Source organism: Aminobacter sp. DSM 101952 (assembly GCF_001424795.1).
GTDB lineage: Bacteria > Pseudomonadota > Alphaproteobacteria > Rhizobiales > Rhizobiaceae > Aminobacter > Aminobacter aganoensis.
In genome coordinates, this window is record NZ_LMCL01000002.1 from 173,538 (window position 1) to 193,520 (window position 19,983).

Annotated in this window: 15 protein-coding genes and 1 tRNA gene; 9 read left to right on the forward strand and 7 right to left on the reverse strand. The window is 63.4% G+C overall.

The window, feature by feature from the left end; translation table 11 throughout:
* Positions 1-5: 5 nt before the first annotated feature.
* Positions 6-1,706 (reverse strand): HAD-IIB family hydrolase, encoded by a 1,701-nt coding sequence (locus tag ASC75_RS04350; RefSeq protein ID WP_055970868.1) that lies wholly within the window; start codon positions 1,704-1,706, stop codon positions 6-8.
* Positions 1,707-1,872: 166 nt separating this feature from the next.
* Here ASC75_RS04350 and ASC75_RS04355 point away from each other — a divergent pair, with 166 nt between their 5' ends.
* From ASC75_RS04355 to ASC75_RS04370, 4 genes are all read left to right on the forward strand, one after another.
* Positions 1,873-2,916, forward strand: coding sequence for a glycosyltransferase family 4 protein (locus ASC75_RS04355; RefSeq protein ID WP_055970870.1), 1,044 nt, complete (start codon positions 1,873-1,875; stop codon positions 2,914-2,916).
* A 47-nt stretch (positions 2,917-2,963) separates the two neighbouring features.
* Entirely contained in the window at positions 2,964-5,132 is a 2,169-nt protein-coding gene (locus ASC75_RS04360; protein ID WP_055970871.1) for an amylo-alpha-1,6-glucosidase, read from the forward strand.
* A 93-nt stretch (positions 5,133-5,225) separates the two neighbouring features.
* Positions 5,226-7,037, forward strand: a complete 1,812-nt coding sequence (locus ASC75_RS04365; protein ID WP_055970874.1) for a trehalose-6-phosphate synthase — start codon at positions 5,226-5,228, stop codon at positions 7,035-7,037.
* Positions 7,038-7,050: 13 nt separating this feature from the next.
* Complete coding sequence (locus ASC75_RS04370) at positions 7,051-8,067, forward strand: DNA topoisomerase IB (RefSeq protein WP_055970876.1); 1,017 nt, start codon at positions 7,051-7,053, stop codon at positions 8,065-8,067.
* Between the two features lie 106 nt (positions 8,068-8,173).
* Here the strand turns inward: ASC75_RS04370 and ASC75_RS04375 are convergent.
* The 3 genes from ASC75_RS04375 to phaC form a co-directional block, all read right to left on the reverse strand.
* Positions 8,174-8,248, reverse strand: a tRNA-Glu gene (locus ASC75_RS04375).
* Positions 8,249-8,327: 79 nt separating this feature from the next.
* On the reverse strand, positions 8,328-9,509 hold the full coding sequence (locus ASC75_RS04380; RefSeq protein ID WP_082496389.1) for a YcbK family protein: 1,182 nt from the start codon (positions 9,507-9,509) through the stop codon (positions 8,328-8,330).
* A 216-nt stretch (positions 9,510-9,725) separates the two neighbouring features.
* Positions 9,726-11,555 (reverse strand): class I poly(R)-hydroxyalkanoic acid synthase, encoded by a 1,830-nt coding sequence (gene phaC / locus ASC75_RS04385; RefSeq protein WP_055970878.1) that lies wholly within the window; start codon positions 11,553-11,555, stop codon positions 9,726-9,728.
* A gap of 99 nt (positions 11,556-11,654) precedes the next feature.
* Between phaC and ASC75_RS04390 the strand changes: the two genes are divergently transcribed.
* The 5 genes from ASC75_RS04390 (at position 11,655) to recJ (ending at position 17,690) form a co-directional block, all read left to right on the forward strand.
* Positions 11,655-12,044 carry a hypothetical protein gene (locus tag ASC75_RS04390; protein ID WP_082496390.1) on the forward strand — a complete coding sequence of 130 codons (390 nt, stop codon included), beginning with the start codon at positions 11,655-11,657 and terminating at the stop codon, positions 12,042-12,044.
* Between the two features lie 49 nt (positions 12,045-12,093).
* The gene (locus tag ASC75_RS04395) at positions 12,094-13,311 is read left to right on the forward strand and encodes an LL-diaminopimelate aminotransferase (RefSeq protein WP_055970882.1); all 1,218 of its coding nucleotides are present in this window, start codon (positions 12,094-12,096) and stop codon (positions 13,309-13,311) included.
* A 53-nt stretch (positions 13,312-13,364) separates the two neighbouring features.
* A complete protein-coding gene (locus ASC75_RS04400; protein WP_055970885.1) occupies positions 13,365-14,678 on the forward strand; it encodes a homoserine dehydrogenase in 1,314 nt (437 codons plus the stop codon).
* 190 nt (positions 14,679-14,868) lie between these two features.
* On the forward strand, positions 14,869-15,843 hold the full coding sequence (gene glpX, locus ASC75_RS04405; RefSeq protein WP_055970887.1) for a class II fructose-bisphosphatase: 975 nt from the start codon (positions 14,869-14,871) through the stop codon (positions 15,841-15,843).
* Between the two features lie 56 nt (positions 15,844-15,899).
* Entirely contained in the window at positions 15,900-17,690 is a 1,791-nt protein-coding gene (gene recJ, locus ASC75_RS04410) for a single-stranded-DNA-specific exonuclease RecJ (protein ID WP_055970889.1), read from the forward strand.
* On the opposite strand, the gene ASC75_RS04415 is transcribed toward recJ, so the two are convergent.
* The 3 genes from ASC75_RS04415 to folE all read right to left on the reverse strand — a co-directional run bounded on the left by ASC75_RS04415 (position 17,687) and on the right by folE (position 19,874).
* The gene (locus ASC75_RS04415) at positions 17,687-18,658 is read right to left on the reverse strand and encodes a patatin family protein (protein WP_055970891.1); all 972 of its coding nucleotides are present in this window, start codon (positions 18,656-18,658) and stop codon (positions 17,687-17,689) included. The two genes, recJ and ASC75_RS04415, sit on opposite strands and share 4 nt — an antisense overlap.
* Before the next feature lie 84 nt (positions 18,659-18,742).
* Positions 18,743-19,201, reverse strand: a complete 459-nt coding sequence (hisI, locus tag ASC75_RS04420; RefSeq protein WP_055970894.1) for a phosphoribosyl-AMP cyclohydrolase — start codon at positions 19,199-19,201, stop codon at positions 18,743-18,745.
* A 37-nt stretch (positions 19,202-19,238) separates the two neighbouring features.
* On the reverse strand, positions 19,239-19,874 hold the full coding sequence (gene folE, locus ASC75_RS04425; protein ID WP_055970896.1) for a GTP cyclohydrolase I FolE: 636 nt from the start codon (positions 19,872-19,874) through the stop codon (positions 19,239-19,241).
* Between the last annotated feature and the right edge of the window lie 109 nt (positions 19,875-19,983).

The following is a 19,983-nucleotide window of genomic DNA, read 5'->3' on the forward strand; positions in this document are numbered from 1 at the left end:
GAGGTTCACGCCTCCACCGTGTACCGCCGCCGCACTGCTTCCGAAATCGCCGCTCTGCTGGCCTTCGGGTCCAGCGATTGGTCGCGTTCTATCGCCGAAGCCTCCTTGGCCAGCTTCTTGTCCTTGACCTTGTTTCGAAACCAATCGGAATAGTCGCCGGCACGGCGGTGATGTTCCCAGGTGGGATCGTCGACCCCATCGGCTATCTGCAGGAAAATCATCAGGTTCTGGGCTTTCAGGTTGAGCGCGCCCTCTGCTCCCTTGAAATAGAAGCTGCTGTCGCCGAGGTCGCCTTCCGCATATTTGCGCTTGTGCCGCTTTTTCTCCTGCCTGGGCGGATCGACTGAAATCGCCTGCGGCGGTTGGCCTGCCGCTCGCTTCCAGAAGATCACTTGCTTGTCGGAAGGTGGCGACACGGCTGCGGGAGCTTGGTCATCGACGGCCTCGCAGAAGGGCGCAAGCACCTGGTCGGCCTCAGGGCCGAGCGCGACGACCGTCTCGACGGACTCAAGGACATCCGTCGAGACCAGGTCTGGGTGTACCGTTATCAGGATGGTCGCCGGAAGTTCCTTGGGCAGCGAAAATGAGGCGCCGACACGCGCGGCGGGCAGGAGGTGGTGCGCTTCGTCGATGACCAGCCAATGCGGCCGGCCGGTGCGGGCCCGCAGCGCCGCGAGTTCGGGCAGCAGCTTGGCAAAATATTCCGGCCTGTCGTCGGTCTTCAGTCCGAGCATGTTCACGGCGATGTTGTTCGACGGTTTCGCCAGCAGGTGCAGAATTTCCCGAACGCTTGGCGGGGTGCCAGCGTCGCCGACAACGGCGACATCCTGGAGTTGCTCATAGTCTCCTTCCGGGTCGAGGATGCAGAACTGGAAGCCCTTCTCGACGAAACGCTCGGTGAGCATGGTCGCAAGCGTCGATTTGCCTATCCCCGAATTACCGGCGATCAGGATCCCGCCGCCGGATGGCGAGATGTCAACGTCTGACCCGGAGCCGGTGACGCCTAGCTTGACGAACTGGCGGCTGCTTTGCATGAGCTCGGCGTCATTGGCCCTGAGCTGGCCCACCAGTTCGCTGACCCCTTCGCCACGCTGGCCGGACGTCACCCTGTCGGCTGTTTCCTTGACGGATGGCAGGGCATTCGCCACGGCGACGCCGTAACCCGCGGCGCGCAGGAACGCATGGTCGTTTTCCGCATCGCCGATCGCTACGACATTGTGCGGCGAAAGCTCCAGTTCTTCCAACGCCGCCGCCAGCCCGGTTGCCTTGTTGATGCCGCTTGGCAGCACCATGACGGCGCCCTTGTTGAAGATGATCTCCAGTTCCAGCCCCAGCCTGCGGATTTCATCCAGGACGATAGTTTCGTTGGGAACCAGCGTCGCGACGATAGAATCCCCGACATAGAGTGGGCTCACGCCGCGCGATCTCAGGCGCTCGACAAATTCTTGCGGTGGAGCGGGGGCCAAAAGCCGCTTTTTTTTCGTCCCGGGCGTGTAGAGCAGTGCCCCGTTCTCGGCGACGATCCTGTCGAAGACATCGTGTTGGGGGAACACCCGTTCCAGGTCGGGCAGTTCGCGTCCGGTCACGAGGACCAGCTTGCGCCCGGTTTTCTTGAAATCTTCCAATGCCTTGAAGGTGGCGCCTGATACCAGGCCGTGCTCGGCAAGGGTCTCGTCATAGTCGGTTGCCAGGGCAAGTACATACATTATCGGTTCTCCGCTCCAGACCTCAATCTGCTCGGCGGATGATCGTTCCACCGTCGGGCGGGAACCCTGCGAACCGAGCTGTCCATTCGAGCACGGTGAGCGCAGTCAGGGGAACCATTGGCCGGTTGCGCGGTTCACCCCTGGGACGACCATCAGGAACCACGGCATGAAGATCGCGCACATCGCGCCGCTCTACGAAAGCGTACCCCCACGGCTCTACGGCGGAACGGAAAGGATAATTGCTTATCTGGTCGACGGCCTGGTGGAGCGCGGGCATCAGGTGACACTATTTGCCAGCGCCGATGCTGTGACCAGGGCAGACCTCGTTCCCGTTCGCCACCAAGCACTCAGGCTCGATGCCAATCCGCTGACTTCGCCGACAGCCGCACATTTGTCGATGTTGCATCAGGTAAGGCAGCAAGCAGATCAGTTCGACCTGCTTCATTTCCATCTCAGCCATTTTGTCCACTTCCCGTTCTTTGAGGATTTTCCCGAGCGAACGGTGACGACACCACACGGCCGCCTCGACTATGCCGACCTTCCGGATGCGTATCGAAGGTGGCCGCATTTCCCGATGATCTCCATCTCGGACCGACAGCGACAGCCCTTGAAGGAAGCAAACTGGATTGCCACGGTTCAGCATGGCCTGCCGCTCGACCTTCATCGTCCTGTCGAGCGGGATCCCCTCGGCTATCTTGCCTTTCTCGGTCGTCTGTCGCGCGACAAGCGGCCGGACCGGGCCATTGAAATTGCCCGTCGCAGCGGACTGAAACTGAAGATCGCGGCAAAGATCGGGGACGACGATCGGACATACTTCCATGAAACGATCGCGCCGATGATCGACGGCCGGCAGATCGAGTACATCGGAGAGATCGGAGAGAGCGACAAGGCCGAATTCCTGGGCAATGCCGCAGCCCTGCTGTTTCCAATCGACTGGCCCGAGCCGTTCGGCCTGGTCGTCATCGAAGCCATGGCATTCGGCACGCCGGTGATTGCCTGGGACAATGGCGCGATGCCTGAAATCATTGACCAGGGGGTTACGGGCTACATCGTGCGGTCGATCGACGAGGCGGTCGCTGCCGTTGTGCGTTTGCCTGAACTCGACCGAAGAACCGTTCGGCAGACCTTCGAAGCCAGGTTTTCGGCCGACCGCATGGTCCGCGAGTACGAGGCCGCCTATGTCCAGCTGATGGACGGGTTGGCGCGCTGAAATCTGGACGCCTCGCAGCGCGTCCGAGACAAGGAGGGAGCAGGCATTTGGCCAAGCTCGACGAACGTCATCTCGATCCAGCCGTTGCCCTGGCAATGCTCGGCGACGCGGCCCCGCGCAATCCACATCGCCAGTTCGCGTTGAAACACAGCGATTGCTTCATCGTGACTGATGACTACGGCGACATACGAGGCCGCGGGGATGGGCTTTTCCGGGACGATACCCGCGTACTCTCGCTGTTTCGGCTGTTGATCGGCGACACGGAGCCATCGCTGCTGGGCGCCTCCCTCAGCCAGGACAACATCATCTTCACCGCAAATCTGACCAATTTGCCGCTGACGCCCGATGGCGGCGCGCCAACGCCACAAGGTGTGATCCACATCGAAAGGTCGCGGCTTTTGTGGGACGACAGGATGTACGAGCGCATCCGCCTGTCCAACTACAGCGCGCACGATGTCGAGCTACCCCTTTCCGTGCGTTTCGAGGCCGATTTTCGCGACATGTTCGAGGTCCGCGGTTCGACGCGCAGCAAGCGCGGCCGGGCCTTCGACATCGAGATCGAGGCCGACCATGTCAAAATGCGCTACGAGGGACTGGACCGGCTCGAACGGCAATCGACGATTTCATTTTCCATTCACCCGTCTGCGCTGGCCGCCGACCGCGCCGACTTTCGGTTGGACCTGCAGCGCCGCGACAGCCTTTCGCTGTTCATTGAAGCCGGGGGCGATCATGGGGGGACGCCGAGCCGCGAGCGGCATAGGGCAGCCGCTGCCAAGGCGCGCTGGCAAATGCGGGCCAAGCGGCGTCATGGCGCCAATGTCCATAGTTCCGGCCGTGTGTTCAACGATTGGCTGTCGCGCGCCCGCGCGGATATCGCGCTGCTGACCACCGACCTTCCGACGGGACCCTATCCTTATGCCGGCATTCCCTGGTTCTCTACCGCGTTCGGGCGCGACGGGGTGATTTCAGCCTTGCAGATGCTGTGGCTCAATCCCGGTCTTGCCCGCGGCGTGCTGTCGTTTCTCGCCCAGCACCAGGCGACCGAGACGTCGATGTTCAGCGATTCACAGCCCGGCAAGATCATGCATGAGACGCGCAAGGGCGAAATGGCGGTGCTGCGTGAACTACCATTCGGCAGGTACTACGGTGGTGTCGATACCACGCCGCTCTACATCTATCTTGCCACCGCATATGCCAAGCGCACCGGCGATCTTTCGTTCATCGACCTGCTGTGGCCCTCGCTCAATGAGGCCGCGGCCTGGATGGAAAACGCAAGCCGGAATGACCCATACGGGTTCGTGAGTTATGCGCGGGCGGCCGAGACGGGCCTTGCCAATCAGGGATGGAAAGACAGCTTCGACGCGGTTTTTCACGCTGATGGCCGCATTCCGAAGGGCCCGATCGCCTTGGTCGAGGTCCAGGGCTATGCCTATGCGGCTTATGCGGGATTGGCCGACCTTGCGACCCTGAAGGGCGAAGACGCCAAGGCTGCCCACTGGCACACTTGCGCTGAAAGCATGCGCATTTCGGTAGAACGCCATTTCTGGATGGAGGATCGAAACTTCTACGCCCTGGCGATCGACGGCGAGGGACAGCCGTGCCAGGTGCGCGCATCGAATGCGGGCCATCTCCTTTACGTCGGCCTGCCTTCGCCCGCGCGGGCGCAGTTGATCACCGACCAGTTGCTGAGTGCTGCCTTTCACACCGGCTGGGGTGTCAGGACGCTGCCGGATGACGAATTGCCCTTCAATCCGATGTCCTACCACAACGGGTCGATCTGGCCGCACGACACGGCCATCTGCGCGGCAGGCCTGGCGCGCTACGGCGCCCGGGACAGCGTCGTTCGCCTCATGAGCGGGACGTTCGAGGCTGCCGTTCATTTCAACATGCGCCTGCCGGAACTGTTCTGCGGCTTCACCCGGTCGCCCAGCGAGGCGCCTGTGGCGTATCCCGTCGCTTGCCTGCCGCAGGCCTGGTCATCGGGATCGGTGTTCATGCTCATCCAGGCCAGCCTGGGTCTTGAGATCGACGGCTTCGCTTCCGAAATCCACGTCACGCGTCCGCGCCTCCCCATCGGCATCGACCAGGTCTCCATCCGCCGCCTGAGCGTTGGCAATGTCGCGGTGGACCTCCATTTCCAGCGGGTCGGGGATCGCATCGTGGCCTATCTCGATCCGCGCCACGAGGGACTGGCGCCGCTGATCGTGCGTTCCTGATTGCATCGATTTTCGGAACCCATTCACCGCAAGGGAGTTCGAACATGCAGGGTCGCGAAAGACTTGCGACCGGGAAAGCAGGCAATCCCCCTCATGGCAATTGAGAATTTTTCTTCCGAACTCGACATTGGCCTCTGGGCCGTGGTGGCCCTAAGTCTGTTGTTGTCGATCGCGGCTGCCTGCCTCGCGGCAGCCGCCATGCGCCGAGGGCGTCTTGCCGGCAGTCCGCCTGTTGCCGAACAGCCCGGCTATTCCACGGAGATGCCCAAGCAGATCCTTCCCGAGTTCGAGCAGAACAACCGGGTGGCCGACAGTCCGCTGGCCAGTTGGACGCCCGAAGCGATGCGCCTTGTCATCGACAAGGAGCTTCCCGACGCCCAGATCATCCTTGTTTCCAATCGCGAGCCCTACATCCACAATCTCACCGACGGCAAGATTGACCTCGTCGTGCCGGCCAGCGGGTTGGTATCGGCCCTGGAGCCGGTCATGCGCGCCTGCGCGGGAACGTGGATTGCGCACGGCGGCGGTACGGCCGATCGCATGGTGGTCGATAGCGACGACCGGATTCGAGTGCCGCCCGACAAGCCTGCCTACACGCTGAGCCGGGTATGGCTGAGCGAGGAGGAGCAGCAGGGCTACTATCTCGGGTTCGCCAATGACGGCCTTTGGCCGCTCTGCCACATCGTCTTTACACGCCCGGTGTTCCGGGAGTCGGACTGGGAGCAGTACAAGGCGGTCAATCAGAAGTTTGCCGACCGCGTGTGCGAAGAAGCGCGCCGGCCCGACCCGATCGTGCTGATCCAGGATTATCATTTCGCGCTGCTTCCTCGGATGGTGAGGCAGCGGCTGCCCGACGCCACGATCATTACCTTCTGGCATATTCCATGGCCGAACTCGGAAGTGTTCAGCATCTGCCCATGGAAGGAGGAAATCCTGGACGGGTTGCTCGGCAGCTCGATCGTCGGCTTTCACATCCAGTTCCATTGCAACAACTTCATCGAAAGCATCGACCGCTTTCTGGAAAGCCGGATCGAACGCGAGCACTCCGCAATATCGTTCGGCGGACAGACCACGTTGGTTCATCCGTATCCGATCTCTATCGATTGGCCGCCGTCGGTGCTGGAAAGCCAGCCGCCAGTTGCCGAATGCCGCGACAAGATCTTCGACTTCCTCGGCTTGCCCGAGCAGATGCGGCTGTTGGTCGGGGTCGAGCGCATGGACTACACCAAGGGCATCATCGACCGGTTCCTGGCATTGGAACAGATGTTTGAGCGGCATCCGGAATGGATAGGCAAGCTGGTGTTCCTGCAGATCGCCGCTCCCAGCAGGGGCGTGCTTCCCGCATATGGGCAACTGCATCGCGAGTGCCTGGATTTCGTCGAGGATTTCAACCGCCGCTTCGGCAATGAGAGCTATTCCCCCATCATCCTGATGGATCAGCATCACAACCAGGGCGACATCTATACCGTCTATCGCGCTGCCGATGTCTGCGTGGTGAGCAGCCTTCACGACGGCATGAACCTCGTTGCCAAGGAGTTCGTGGCAGCCCGCGACGATGAACAGGGCGCGCTGATCCTGAGCACCTTTGCCGGCGCTTCCCGGGAGTTGCTCGATGCGCTGATCGTCAATCCTTACGACCCCACGGCCATGGGCGAGGCGATCTATCGCGCCGTCTCCATGCCGGTGCAGGAGCAGACAGCCCGCATGATACGCATGCGTGAGGTCGTCAGCTCCAACAATGTCTATCGATGGGCGGGCACCATGCTCCAGGATGCCGCGCGCATTCGAAAGCGCAGCAGGGTGGCGGACACGGTCGCAGAGGCCAAGCCGGAAAGACGGCTCGCGCGTACGATGGCCCAGATGTTCAGCCGTCGCAGGCAGCCCACCATGCACCGAACAGGATGAGGCGGGCAGGGGCTTGGCAGGCGTTTCCTCAAGCCGTGCGCGTCTGCGCTATGTCAACGACGAGGAGCCCGGTATCTCCCGGCGCCGGGCCGGCAAGGGCTTCTCGTATAGATCTGCCGACGGCCGCGTCACGGGTCCGGACGAGCTGGAGCGGATTCGCGGCCTGGCCGTCCCACCGGCGTGGACCGAAGTGTGGATCTGCCCAGATAGCCTGGGCCATATCCAGGCAACAGGTCGTGACCAGCGCGGGCGCAAGCAGTATCGCTATCACCCGCGCTGGACAGAACGCCGCGACGAGGCAAAGTTCTCGAGCCTCGGCGAATTTGCCCGGGCACTTCCCCGGCTGAGGCGCAAGGTGAATGCGGACCTGGGCAAGCGAAGCCTGTCCCGGCAAAAGGTTGTCGCCGCAATCGTCTGGCTCCTGGACAACACCATGATCCGCGTCGGCAGCGCTCGATATGCGCGCGAAAACGGCAGTTTCGGCTTGACCACCTTGCGCGGCCGTCATGTCGACATCAGCGGCTCGACCCTGCGCTTTGCCTTCAAGGGCAAGTCCGGCAAGGAATGGCGGTTGCAGCTTGTCGACCGCCGCATGGCAGCACTGGTCCGGCGCATACAGGAATTGCCCGGGCAGCACCTCTTCCAATACATTGATGACGATGGCGAACGATCGCGTGTGACGTCCGACGACGTGAACGACTACATCCGCGAGGCGTGCGGTCCAGATTTCAGTTCCAAGGATTTCAGGACCTGGGGTGGAACTGTGCGCGCGCTGGCGCTGTTCAAGGATCTCGAGCGTCCGGATGGTCTGCCCGCCAGGCGACGCCTGTGCAATCAGGTGATCGATGAAGTCGCAAACAGGCTCGGCAACACCCGCGCAGTTTGCCGGAAGGGCTACATTCACCCCGAGGTTCTGAAGCGGTGGTTCGATGGCCGGATCGGCAAGCAAGCACATGGGGGTCGAAGAGCGCGCAGTGCGTGGCTGGATCTCGACGAGGCCAGAGCACTCGCTTGGCTTTCAGCCTTGTAGTCGCTTGGAAGCCGGCGAGGGGAAGGACAGGGGAACTGAGTGATGCACACGTGTTCGACCGCTATCGCGGGGTAGGCATGTGCAGCTGCTAAGTGGTTGGAAAACCTGGTACGCCCAAGGGGAATCGAACCCCTGTTACCGCCGTGAAAGGGCGGTGTCCTAACCGCTAGACGATGGGCGCGCTCAGGTGAGGCGGTGTATAGTTGGCTTGTTCGCGACAGGCAACCCGTCTTTTTGCTGCGCCGCGAAATTTTTTTGGCTTATCCACGGCGGCGGCCGCAACGCCAGTTCCACTCGCGTTCCGGACCGACGTCGATGTGCACGGAATTGGTGTGGCAATAGGTGCCGACGCCACCGCGACCGGGCATCGCCCGCAGGAAGGTGGCCAGTTCCCATTTGCCGACACCCGGAATCTGGATGTCGGCGGCAGCGCAATACATGTGCTGCGAGTTCTTGGCGCCGCGCGCCCGGCGATTACGCTCAGCGTTGCGATAGCCCGACGTCACGATCATCTTCTTGCCGTAGTGCTGCTCGGCGGCCTTGAGGATGCGCACCAGCGACGGCTTCAGGCAGCCGACATCGACGCTTTCGGTCTGCTTGAGCAGGCCGTTGGGGGCGAGTCGTGCCATGCCGGCGGCGGACGCCACCTCCAGGCCGGGATCCTCGTCCTCGTGCAGGTCGACGTCGCTGTCGTCGTCGATGCCCGACTTGCGCTTGATCTCGAAAAGGTCGGTCTGGCGAACGCCGGGCAGCGCCCAGTTCGAATCGCCGCCGCCACCGAGCGAAGCCAGTTCGACCGGCTTGGCGTCCGACTTTGCCGAGGCAAGCGTGATGATCGGCTTGGCCTTGGCTTCGGCTGCATGTGTCGCCGGCGCTTCAGCTGCCTTTTCGATCAGGGGCTTTGCTTTTTGCGCGGCGGGCGCGGCCTTGGCCGGCGAAGAGCCGAAGAGCGAGGCAAGGAAGCCCTTCTTCTTCGGCTGCTCGGCCTGCTGTGGCGCAGGACCATTGGTCAGGTAGAAGCCGGTGTCTTGTTGCGCCGGCTGTTTGGCTGCCTGGGCCTCGGCAGTTTGAACCGGCTGCTGTTCCTCGATCGCGGGCTGCGCTGCGGCTGCCGCTACGGGCGCCTGCGCCGCTTCCTCGCTGGCAATGGCTGCTTCGGCAGGCGTTTCGCCGCCCGGCTTGGCAAGGGGAACATAACCGACCTGGTCGGGCAGGGCGGCGTTGCCCTCGGCGTTCATGGCAAGATTGGCGGTGGGAGCACCGGGCATCGCGACCGTATCGGCGCCTGTGGCCTGGCCGGTCGCGTCAGCGGTCAGTGCGGGGTTTGCGAGTTCGAGGTTGGGCTCGCCGGTCGAGGAGCAGGATACGGGCAGCAGCGAAACCAGTACGGTCAGCGCAACGCCGCATCGCCGGTCTGCGAATCGCAGTCGTCCTGACCTCAAGCTGGTCCCCTCTCATGCACTGCAGGCCAAAGATTACGTCTTGGCGATCAAAATCGTATGTTTACGCAACCACGTTTCTGAACAAGAAACGGCACCCGATCATCGGCAATGATCTCCCCACGGTCGGGCTAGGCGCCAATTAAGGCCAGATCATGATGGGCGCCACGTTCTCGCCCCCTTTGTTAAGGGCGTCAACTCACCACACATTACAGCAGGTTACACGCGGACCTTGACATAGCTGCCGGGGGCATCTTCCAGCACCCTGCCGTTGATGCCGGGCTTGCGGGCGTCGACGCGTGTATCGTCCTTGGCCTCGATCCAGCGCTGCCAGTGCGGCCACCACGACCCGGCGGTCTCGGTGGCGCCCTTCAGCCAGGTGTCGAAGTCGCCGGTTGGCTTGCCGCTCGACCAGAATTGATACTTTCCCGCGGCCGGCGGATTGACCACGCCGGCGATATGGCCCGACCCGCCGACGACATAATCGACATCGCCACCGAAATACTGGCAGCCGAGGAACACCGAGCGGGCAGGCGCGATATGATCCTCGCGGGCGGCGAGGTTGTAGACGGGAATGGTGATGTCGGCGAGCGAGATGGTTCGGCCGGCAAGCTCCATCCGGCCTTGCGACAGGTTGTTCTCGAGATAGCAGTTGCGCAGGTAGAAGGAATGGTTTGCGGCCGCCATGCGCGTCGAATCGGCGTTCCAGTAGAGCAGGTCGAACGGCAGCGGGTCCTTGCCGCGCATGTAGTTGTTGATGACGTAGGGCCAGATGAGGTCGCCAGAACGCAGCATGTTGAAGGCGGTCGCCATCTTGGTGCCGTCGAGATAGCCGCGATCCTTCATCGCGCGCTCCAGGGCGGCGATCTGGTCTTCGTCGACGAAGACCTTGAGGTCGCCGGCATAGGTGAAATCGACCTGGGTGGTGAAGAAGGTGACCGAGCGGATGCGGTGGTCGCCTTCCTGCGCCAGCAGTGCCAGCGCCGCAGCCAGCAGCGTGCCGCCGACGCAATAGCCGATGGTGTTGACCTCGCGCTCGCCGGTTGCCTGCTCGACCGTGTCGAGGCCGTATTGCAGGCCTTCGCGGATGTAGGCCTCCCAGTCCTTCAGCCCGTGGCGCTGGTCCGGATTGATCCAGGAGATGACGAAGACGGTGTGACCCTGCTCGACCGCCCAGCGGATGAAGGATTTCTGCGGGTTGAGGTCGAGGATGTAGAACTTGTTGATCCACGGCGGGCAGATCAGCAGCGGACGCTTCAGTACCTTGTCGGTTGTCGGAGCGTATTGGATGATTTCGGCGACGTCGCTGCGACCGACCACCTTGCCAGGCGTGGTGGCGATATTCTTGCCGATCTCGAAGCCGGAATAGTCGGCCTGCCTGAGCTTGAGGTCGCCCTTGCCGGCAACGATGTCCTCGGCGAACATCTTCATGCCGCGCACCAGGTTTTCGCCGTTGCTGGCGACGGTTTCGCGGAACAGCTCCGGATTGGTCAGGATGAAATTCGACGGCGAGATCGCGTTGGCGACCTGCTTCACGTAAAATCCGGCCTTGTGGCGGGTGTGCTCGTCGAGGCCGTCGGCGTGGTCGACAAGGTCGCCGGCCCAGCGAGCGGTCACCAGATAGGCTTGCTTGAGGAAGTCGAAGAAGGCGTTGCGGCCCCATTCGGGGTCGAGGAAGCGTTTGTCGGTGCGCTCAGGCTTGACCGTATCCTCGACCTCGTCGCCGCCCATCCGCTGGACCGACTTGCTCCAGACGTCGAGATAGCCGGAAAACAGCCTGGTCTGCGCTTCGAGCGCGCGTTGCGGGTCGGACAGCCAGTATTCGGTGAGCTTGGAGAAGGTCTTGACCATGTCGGTCATCGGCTCGGCGACGGTGTCGCGCACCTCGCCTTTTTCGCGCGGTTCGGCCCAGGCCGATGCGGCCTTGCCGGCCTGCTCGATCATGCGGGCCATGTTGAGTGCGAAGCGCTCGGGATCTTTGACGAGGTATTGCTCGACGGAGGAGGGGGAATCGCCACTCGGCTTGTCCGAATCGTCTACCTTCGCCATGGTTCTTGCAGGTCCTCCCAAAGCGCCCATTGTTGACATACTATCATGCGACGTCTTACCGGGTCCAACGCGCTCTACCGCGCCTGTCGGGGAAACTTTATGACACATCGTGTTGGTCGGCATATTTTTTTCTGCGCCCGCCTGGTCGTATCGGCGGGATTGCTGGCAGTGCCCGTGGTCGCCAGCGGCTGCTCCAGCACGACGAGCGCTGACAGTGGCACCGCCCTTGCCGGCGGTCGCGGCGCGCAGGACACCGGCACCTATCCCAACCTCAACATCCGACCGACGGCTGCCGCGCCCCAGTTCACCGAAGAGCAGAAGGCGGCCAAGCTCGCCGAACTTCACGCTGCGCAACGGCGGCAGGGCGCCAAGGCCGGTGCCGGTGGAGGCAGTTCGGTGGCGATGACCACGCTTGCCCGCAAGCATGGCGACGACACGCTGAAGGCCATCGAAGGCAAGTGCGAGCCTATCGACCCCGCCTGCAATTGAGTGTATATCGCGCACGCATCGCGCAGCCCCCGTTTACCTGAGAAGCGACATGGAAGAATTTCACAAGGTCCGCCGCCTTCCGCCCTACGTCTTCGAGCAGGTCAACCGGCTGAAGGCCAGCGCCCGATCGCGCGGCGCCGATATAATCGACCTTGGCATGGGCAATCCCGACCTTCCGACGCCTGCCGCGATTGTCGACAAGCTCTGTGAAGTGGTCCGCGACCCGCGCACCCATCGTTATTCGTCGTCGCGCGGCATTCCCGGCCTGCGCCGCGCCCAGGCAAACTATTATGCCCGCCGCTTCGGCGTGAAGCTCAACCCGGACACCCAGGTCGTGGCCACGCTCGGCTCCAAGGAAGGCTTCGCCAACATGGCGCAGGCGATCACCGCGCCCGGCGACGTGGTGCTGTGCCCCGATCCGACCTATCCGATCCACGCCTTCGGCTTCATCATGTCGGGCGGCGTCATCCGCTCGCTGCAGGCGAAGCCCGATGACGGCTTCATTCCCGCGCTGGAGCGTGGCGTGCGCCACTCGATCCCCAAGCCGCTGGCGCTGATCCTCAACTACCCGTCCAATCCGACGGCCTTCGTCGCTTCGCTCGATTTCTACAAGGACGTCGTCGCCTTCGCGAAGAAGCACGACATCATCATCCTGTCAGACCTCGCTTATTCCGAGATCTATTTTGACGGCAATCCGCCACCTTCGGTGCTTGAGGTGCCGGGCGCGATCGACGTCACCGTCGAGTTCACCTCGATGTCAAAGACGTTCTCGATGCCTGGCTGGCGCATGGGCTTTGCCGTCGGCAACGAAAGGCTGATCGCAGCGCTGACGCGCGTGAAGTCCTATCTCGATTATGGTGCGTTCACGCCCATCCAGGTGGCGGCGACCGCGGCCCTGAATGGCGACGGCACCGATATTGCCGAAGTGCGCGAGGTCTATCACAAGCGCCGCGACGTCATGGTCGACTCCTTCGCTCGCGCCGGCTGGGAAATCCCGGCGCCGGCGGCGACGATGTTTGCCTGGGCGCCGATCCCGGAGCAGTTCAAGCATCTTGGTTCGCTCGAGTTCTCGAAGCTGCTCATCGAGCACGCCGACGTGGCCGTGGCGCCGGGCGTCGGCTTTGGCGAGCACGGCGACGACTATGTGCGCCTTGCGCTTGTCGAGAACGAGCACCGCATCCGCCAGGCGGCACGAAGCATCAAGCGCTTCCTGCAAACCACCGCCAAACATCCCAACAACGTGGTTCCGCTCGCAGCCCATCGCTGAGCGGCGTCACGAACACATTCCCAGAACTACTGAAGTAAGAGGCGCCGTCGACCATGGCTGAAGCATTGCGTATTGGAATTGCCGGTCTCGGCACGGTCGGTGCTTCGGTGGCGCGCGTGCTGCGCGACAAGTCGGCGGAGCTCACCCGCCAGTGCGGCCGTGAAATCGTCGTGACCGCCGTTTCCGCGCGTGATCGCTCGCGCGACCGCGGCGTCGACCTCGGTGGCGCGAAATGGTTCGACGACCCGATCGAACTGGCCGAGAAAGCCGACATCGACGTCTTCGTCGAACTGATCGGCGGCGACGAAGGTGCCGCGCGTTCCTGCGTCTCTGCCGCGCTCGATGCCGGCCGTCATGTCGTCACCGCCAACAAGGCGCTGCTGGCAAAACATGGCGTGGCACTTGCCGAAGTGGCCGAGAAGAAGGGCGTCCTGCTCAATTACGAGGCGGCGGTGGCCGGTGGCATCCCGGTCATCAAGACCATGCGCGAGGCGATGGCCGGCAACAGCGTCAACCGCGTGTTCGGCATTCTCAACGGTACCTGCAATTACATCCTGACCCGCATGGAAGCGGAAGGCCTGACCTTCGAGGCCTGCCTCAAGGACGCGCAGCGCCTCGGCTATGCCGAAGCGGACCCGACCTTCGACATCGAGGGCAACGACACGGCGCACAAGCTGGCGATCCTGACCAGCTTGGCCTTCGGAACGCGCATCGCCTCCGACGACATCTATCTCGAAGGCATCTCGAACATCACCCAGGCAGACATCCGTGCCGCTGGCGAGCTCGGCTACCGCATCAAGCTGCTTGGCGTTGCCCAGCGCACCGAAAGCGGCATCGAGCAGCGCGTCCACCCGACGATGGTGCCGACGGCGTCCGTCATCGCCCAGGTTCATGGCGTGACCAACGCGGTTGCCATCGAGACCGACATCCTCGGCGAACTGCTGCTGTCCGGACCCGGCGCCGGCGGCAATGCCACGGCTTCTGCGGTGGTCGGTGACATTGCCGACATCGCCAAGAGCCGTCCCGGCTTCCAGCACGGCCCGGTCTTCGGCCGCCCGGCGAAGGAACTGCGACCCTACAAGAAGGCGCAGATGCGCAGCCACGCCGGCGGTTATTTCATCCGCCTGACCGTGCATGATCGTACCGGCGTGTTCGCGGCGATCGCCAAGCGCATGGCCGACAACGACATCTCGCTGGAATCGATCGTCCAGCACGCCAACGGTTCCGATGGTGCTACGCAGAAGACCGTCATCCTGGTGACGCACGAGACCACCGAGGCTGCCGTGCGCAAGGCTGTCGACGGCGTGACCAAGGACGGTCACCTGACCGACAAGCCGCAGGTCATTCGCATCGAGCGCGCCGGCTGAGGCTGGCGCTCCGGGCGAGGGCGGAATTGCGCCCTCGGTCGGGCAGTCAAGCCTTAGATACCTTTCAATCGATTGATATTGTTTCGCTTTCGATAAAGCGGGCAACAGGTCTTGCCGTTGTCACAAGGGTTTGACAATAAGGGCCGGCCCGGTTCGGGCGCTCCGAATTCATCGACTTCAGGACCCTGATATGGCGAAAAGCGTTGTTGCCGGCCTCGACCGGATTCTCACCATGGAACTCGTGCGCGTCACCGAGCGCGCGGCTGTCGCTGCCGCACGGCTGCGCGGACGCGGCGACGAGAAGGCCGCCGACCAGGTGGCTGTCGACGCCATGCGCCAGGAGCTGAACCGCCTCGCCATCGATGGCACCGTCGTCATCGGCGAAGGCGAGCGCGACGAGGCACCAATGCTGTATATCGGCGAGGAAGTCGGCGCGGGCGGTCCCGAGGTCGACATCGCGCTCGACCCGCTCGAAGGCACCACCATCTGCGCCAAGAACCTGCCCAATGCGTTGGCCGTCATCGCCATTGCCGAAAAGGGCAGCCTGCTGTTTGCCCCTGACGTCTACATGGACAAGATCGCCGTCGGCCCGGGCTACCCCGATGGCGTCATCGACATCGATGCCTCGCCGGCAGAGAACATCGCCAGCGTCGCCAAGGCCAAGGGCGTGCCGGTCGAAGAAGTCACCGCCTGCATCCTTGATCGTCCGCGTCATGCCAAGCTGATCGAAGCCGTGCGCGCGACCGGTGCCGCCATTCGACTGATCGGCGACGGCGACGTGGCCGGCGTCATCCACACCACCGATCCGGATGAAACCGGCATCGACATCTATCTCGGCACCGGCGGTGCGCCGGAGGGGGTGCTGGCGGCAGCGGCGCTGCGCTGCACCGGTGGTCAGATGCAAGGCCGCCTGCTGCTCGACAGCGCCGACAAGGTCGCTCGCGCGGCAACCATGGGCATCACAGACCCCAACAAGGTCTATCGCATCGAGGAAATGGCGCGCGGCGACGTGCTGTTTGCGGCGACCGGCGTCACTGACGGCAACATGCTTGCCGGCGTGAAGTTCGGACGCGACTCGATCACCACGCACACCATTGTGCTGCGCTCGTCGTCCAAGACCGTCCGTGAAATCAAGGCGCGCCATCAGGATCTCGAAAAATTCTGATTACGCGCTTGTCGCGGTCGCCTATGGTCGATCCGAAGCGGGTGGACCTCCTTTGAATGGCGATTGAAAAGCGTAATTTCCTCGGCGTAAGGCGTTCGGCCACCGGTGTTTCATGGGAACACCGGCTGACCGAACGCCAGGACATGCTGGCGCTTGCCATCGCCCAGGGCCATGGCGTGCCCGACATCGTCGCGCGCGTGCTGGCCGGGCGCGGCGTCCTGCCGGAGGATGCCGAGCGCTTCCTCGATCCGACCATCCGCGACCTGCTGCCGGACCCGGCAACGTTGACCGACATGCACAAGGCCGCCAGCCGCATCGCCGATGCGGTGCAGCGCGGCGAGCGTGTCGCCATCTTCGGCGATTACGACGTCGATGGTGCCAGTTCGTCTGCGCTGATGAAGCGGTTTCTCGGCCACTTCGGCGTCGAGGCCGAAATCTACATCCCTGACCGCATCTTCGAAGGCTACGGCCCCAATCCCGATGCGATGCGTGAACTGATCGGCCGCGGCGCCCGCCTGATCGTCACGGTGGACTGCGGCACCAACAGCGCGGCATCGATCGACGCGGCCAACGAGGCCGGCGCCGATGTCGTCGTGCTCGACCACCACCAGGTCGGCGGCCCGCTGCCCAATGCCGCTGCAGTGGTCAATCCCAACCGCGACGACGATCTTTCGGGCCAGGGCCATCTCTGTGCCGCCGGGGTGACTTTCCTGACATTGGTGCAGACCGCCAAGGTGTTGCGCGAGCGAGTGCCGGACGCCCCGCGCCCCGACCTGCTCAAGCTGCTCGATCTGGTGGCGCTCGCGACCGTGGCCGACGTGGTGCCGCTGACCGGTGTCAACAGGGCCTTCGTCGTCAAGGGCCTGCAGGCGATGCGCCAGCAAAACAATCCCGGGCTGACCGCGCTCGCCCGCGTCGCCCGCATCGGCGAACCGCTGAACACGTTCCATCTGTCGTTCCTGCTCGGACCGCGTATCAATGCCGGCGGGCGCATCGGCGATGCCGCGCTCGGCAGCAAGCTGCTGGCGACCGACGATCCGGTCGAGGCCGGCACGATCGCCGAAACGCTCGATCGCCTGAACCAGGAGCGGCAGGCGATGGAGACGGTCATGCTGGCCGAGGCACGCGCCGAGGCCGATGCGGAGATCGGCGCCGGGCCGGGGCCGGCAGTGCTGGTGACGGCCAACACCACCTGGCATCCGGGTATCGTCGGCTTGCTGGCATCGCGGCTCAAGGACCATGCCCGACGGCCGGCTTTCGCCATTGCCTTCAACGGCAACGGCCTTGGCACCGGTTCGGGGCGTTCCGTTTCAGGTTTCGACCTGGGTCGCCTGGTGCGCGAGGCCGTCGAGGCCGGCTTGCTGGTCAAGGGTGGCGGCCATGCCATGGCGGCCGGCATCACCGTCGAGCGCGCCAAGCTCGGCGAATTGCGTGCCTTCTTCGAGACGCGAGCGGCAGCAGACGTGTTCCGCCTGCAGGACGAGGAAAGCCTGCTGGTTGACGGTGCGCTGGCCGCCGAAGGCGCGACGCTGGCGCTTGTCGAGTCGTTGGAAAAGGCCGGCCCGTTCGGCCAGGGGCACGTGGCCCCGACATTCGTCTTGCCGCGGCACAAGCTGGCCGATGTCCGGGTGATCGGCACGGGCCATGTGCGGATCGACCTGCGCTCGGAGAGCGGCGGCCGCATCCAGGGCATCTCGTTCCGCTCCGCCGAGGCGCCGCTCGGCGAGTTCCTGTTGAGGAACACCGGTCGCACCATCCATGTCGCCGGGTCGCTGTCGGTCAATCACTGGAACGGCAACCGGACAGTACAGTTGCGCGTCATCGACGCGTCGCTTGCCGGGCCTTAGCCGAGAACGGCCTGCAGTCGGACGATCTCTTCCATCTGCGCCTTTGTGGCCTCGTAGCCGAGGCGGATCGCTTCGTCGGCGCGGTGGAACTCCGACAGGCCGATGTGGCCGAGCTTGGGCTGCAGCGACAGGTCGGGCGGGTCGCCGGCCAGGCGCGCCCGCGAAATGCGGTCCTGGATGATATTGAAGGCCTCGACCATCACCCCGGTAATGCCCAGCCGCGATTCACGCGCGCTGCGATTGGCGTCGAACTGGTCGGCCGGCTTGGCGTCGCGTTCGACCATCAGTTCGCCGGCACTGTGCTTGATGACGGCCGCACGGCCGAACAGGTCGTAGTGCAGGTTGACGGCCACCACCAGCGGCTGCTCGTTGGCGCGGCAGACCGAGACCGGTACAGGATTGACCAGCGCGCCATCGACAAGGACGCGACCGTTGCAAGTCACGGGTTCGAAGACACCGGGCAGGGCATAGGAGGCCCGCATCGCCTTGATCAGCGAACCGCTCGACAGCCAGATCTCATGGCCGGTGCGGATTTCAGCGGCAACGCAGACAAACGGCTTCGGCAGGTCCTCGAAGGTCAGGCCGGACATGTGCTGCTGCATGCGCGAATCCAGCTTCATGCCGCCGAACAGGCCATTGCCGACGATCTGCAGGTCGAACAGGCCGAAGATGCGGCGCTTGGTCAGGCTGCGGGCGAATTCCTCGAGCTGGTCGAGCTTGCCCGCGAGGTAGCAGCCGCCGACCAGTGCGCCGATCGAGGTGCCGGCGATCATGTTGATCCGAATGCCGGCTTCATCGAGCGCGCGCAGCACGCCGATATGTGCCCAGCCGCGCGCGGCACCACCGCCGAGCGCGAGGGAGATTCCGGTTTCCTTGGCTATCTGTGAACCGTCGGCGCCCGTGCCCGAGGAAAAGCCGTTGGCTTCCCGGACGTTCTGACGCGCGTGGAATGACGCCCATTCGAGCATCACGATCTCCCTTGTCCCGAAACCAGAGTACACCGGACACGTATTAAAATCGTGAATCTTTGTGTCGCGGGACCGGAAGCCGGTTCACGATTTCTTGCGATAGGTCTCGTCTGTATCGAACAGGGGAACGCTGCCGTCCGCGCTGAGCGTCGCAAAGCCGTCCTTTTGCCCCACCGTCCGATAGAAACAGGAACGCCTGCCGGTGTGACAGGTTGCGTCGTGGCCGGTAACTTTTACACGCAGCCAGACCGCGTCCTGGTCGCAGTCGGTCCGCATCTCCACGATGTTCTGGAAATTCCCTGAGGTCTCGCCCTTCTTCCAGAGCGAGCCGCGCGACCGCGACCAGTAATGCGCGATGCCGGTTTCGATCGACAGCGCCAGCGCCTCGGCATTCATATGCGCCACCATCAGCAGCATGCCGTCAGAGGCATCGGTGACGACCGCGGTGACCAGCCCGTTCGCGTCGAAGCGCGGCGTGAACGCCTCGCCCTCTTCGAGCGCACGCTTGTCGTTTGTAGCTTCGGAGAATTTCAGAGCGGACATCGCCGGATCCTGGGTTTCGGGAACCGGCGAGGGAAGATTAGAGCCCGCCGGCTCGTATCATGGTGACAAACCGGACCTGTTCTTCGGGGGTGTCCCGGAAAACGCCGGTGAAGGTGGAGGTCAGGGTCGACGACCCTTGCTTGCGGATGCCGCGCATGGCCATGCACATGTGCTCGGCCTCGATCATCACGGCGACGCCGCGCGGATTTAGCACGTCCTGGATGACACCGGCAATCTGCGCCGTCATCGCTTCCTGGGTCTGCAGCCGGTGGGCGAAGATGTCGACGACACGTGCGATCTTGGACAGGCCGACAACCTTGCCGTCCGGCAGGTAGCCGACATGGGCCTTGCCGATGATCGGCACCATGTGGTGTTCGCAATGCGAATGGAACTTGATGTCGCGAACGATGACGAGGTCGTCATATCCGGCCACTTCCTCGAAGGTGCGGCCGAGCTCTTCGGCCGGGCACATGTCGTAGCCGTTGAACATCTCGCGGAAAGCCTTGGTCACGCGCTTCGGCGTGTCGATCAGGCCTTCGCGCGCGGGATTGTCGCCCGTCCAGCGCAAAAGAACACTCACTGCAGCCTCGACCTCGGCCTCGGTCGGCCGGTCGGTTGCAGGCTTTTCCATATAGGCTGATTGCGGCATCAGCTTCTTGGCAACGGCATCCATCTCAGGCGTCTCCAGTAGTCCCTGTCTGAGCAGGGACGAGTTGAACGGACACAGCCACTTCAGGGACCACCGATTGAGTGCCGTACCTAAAGCTGCTCATTTCCACCCA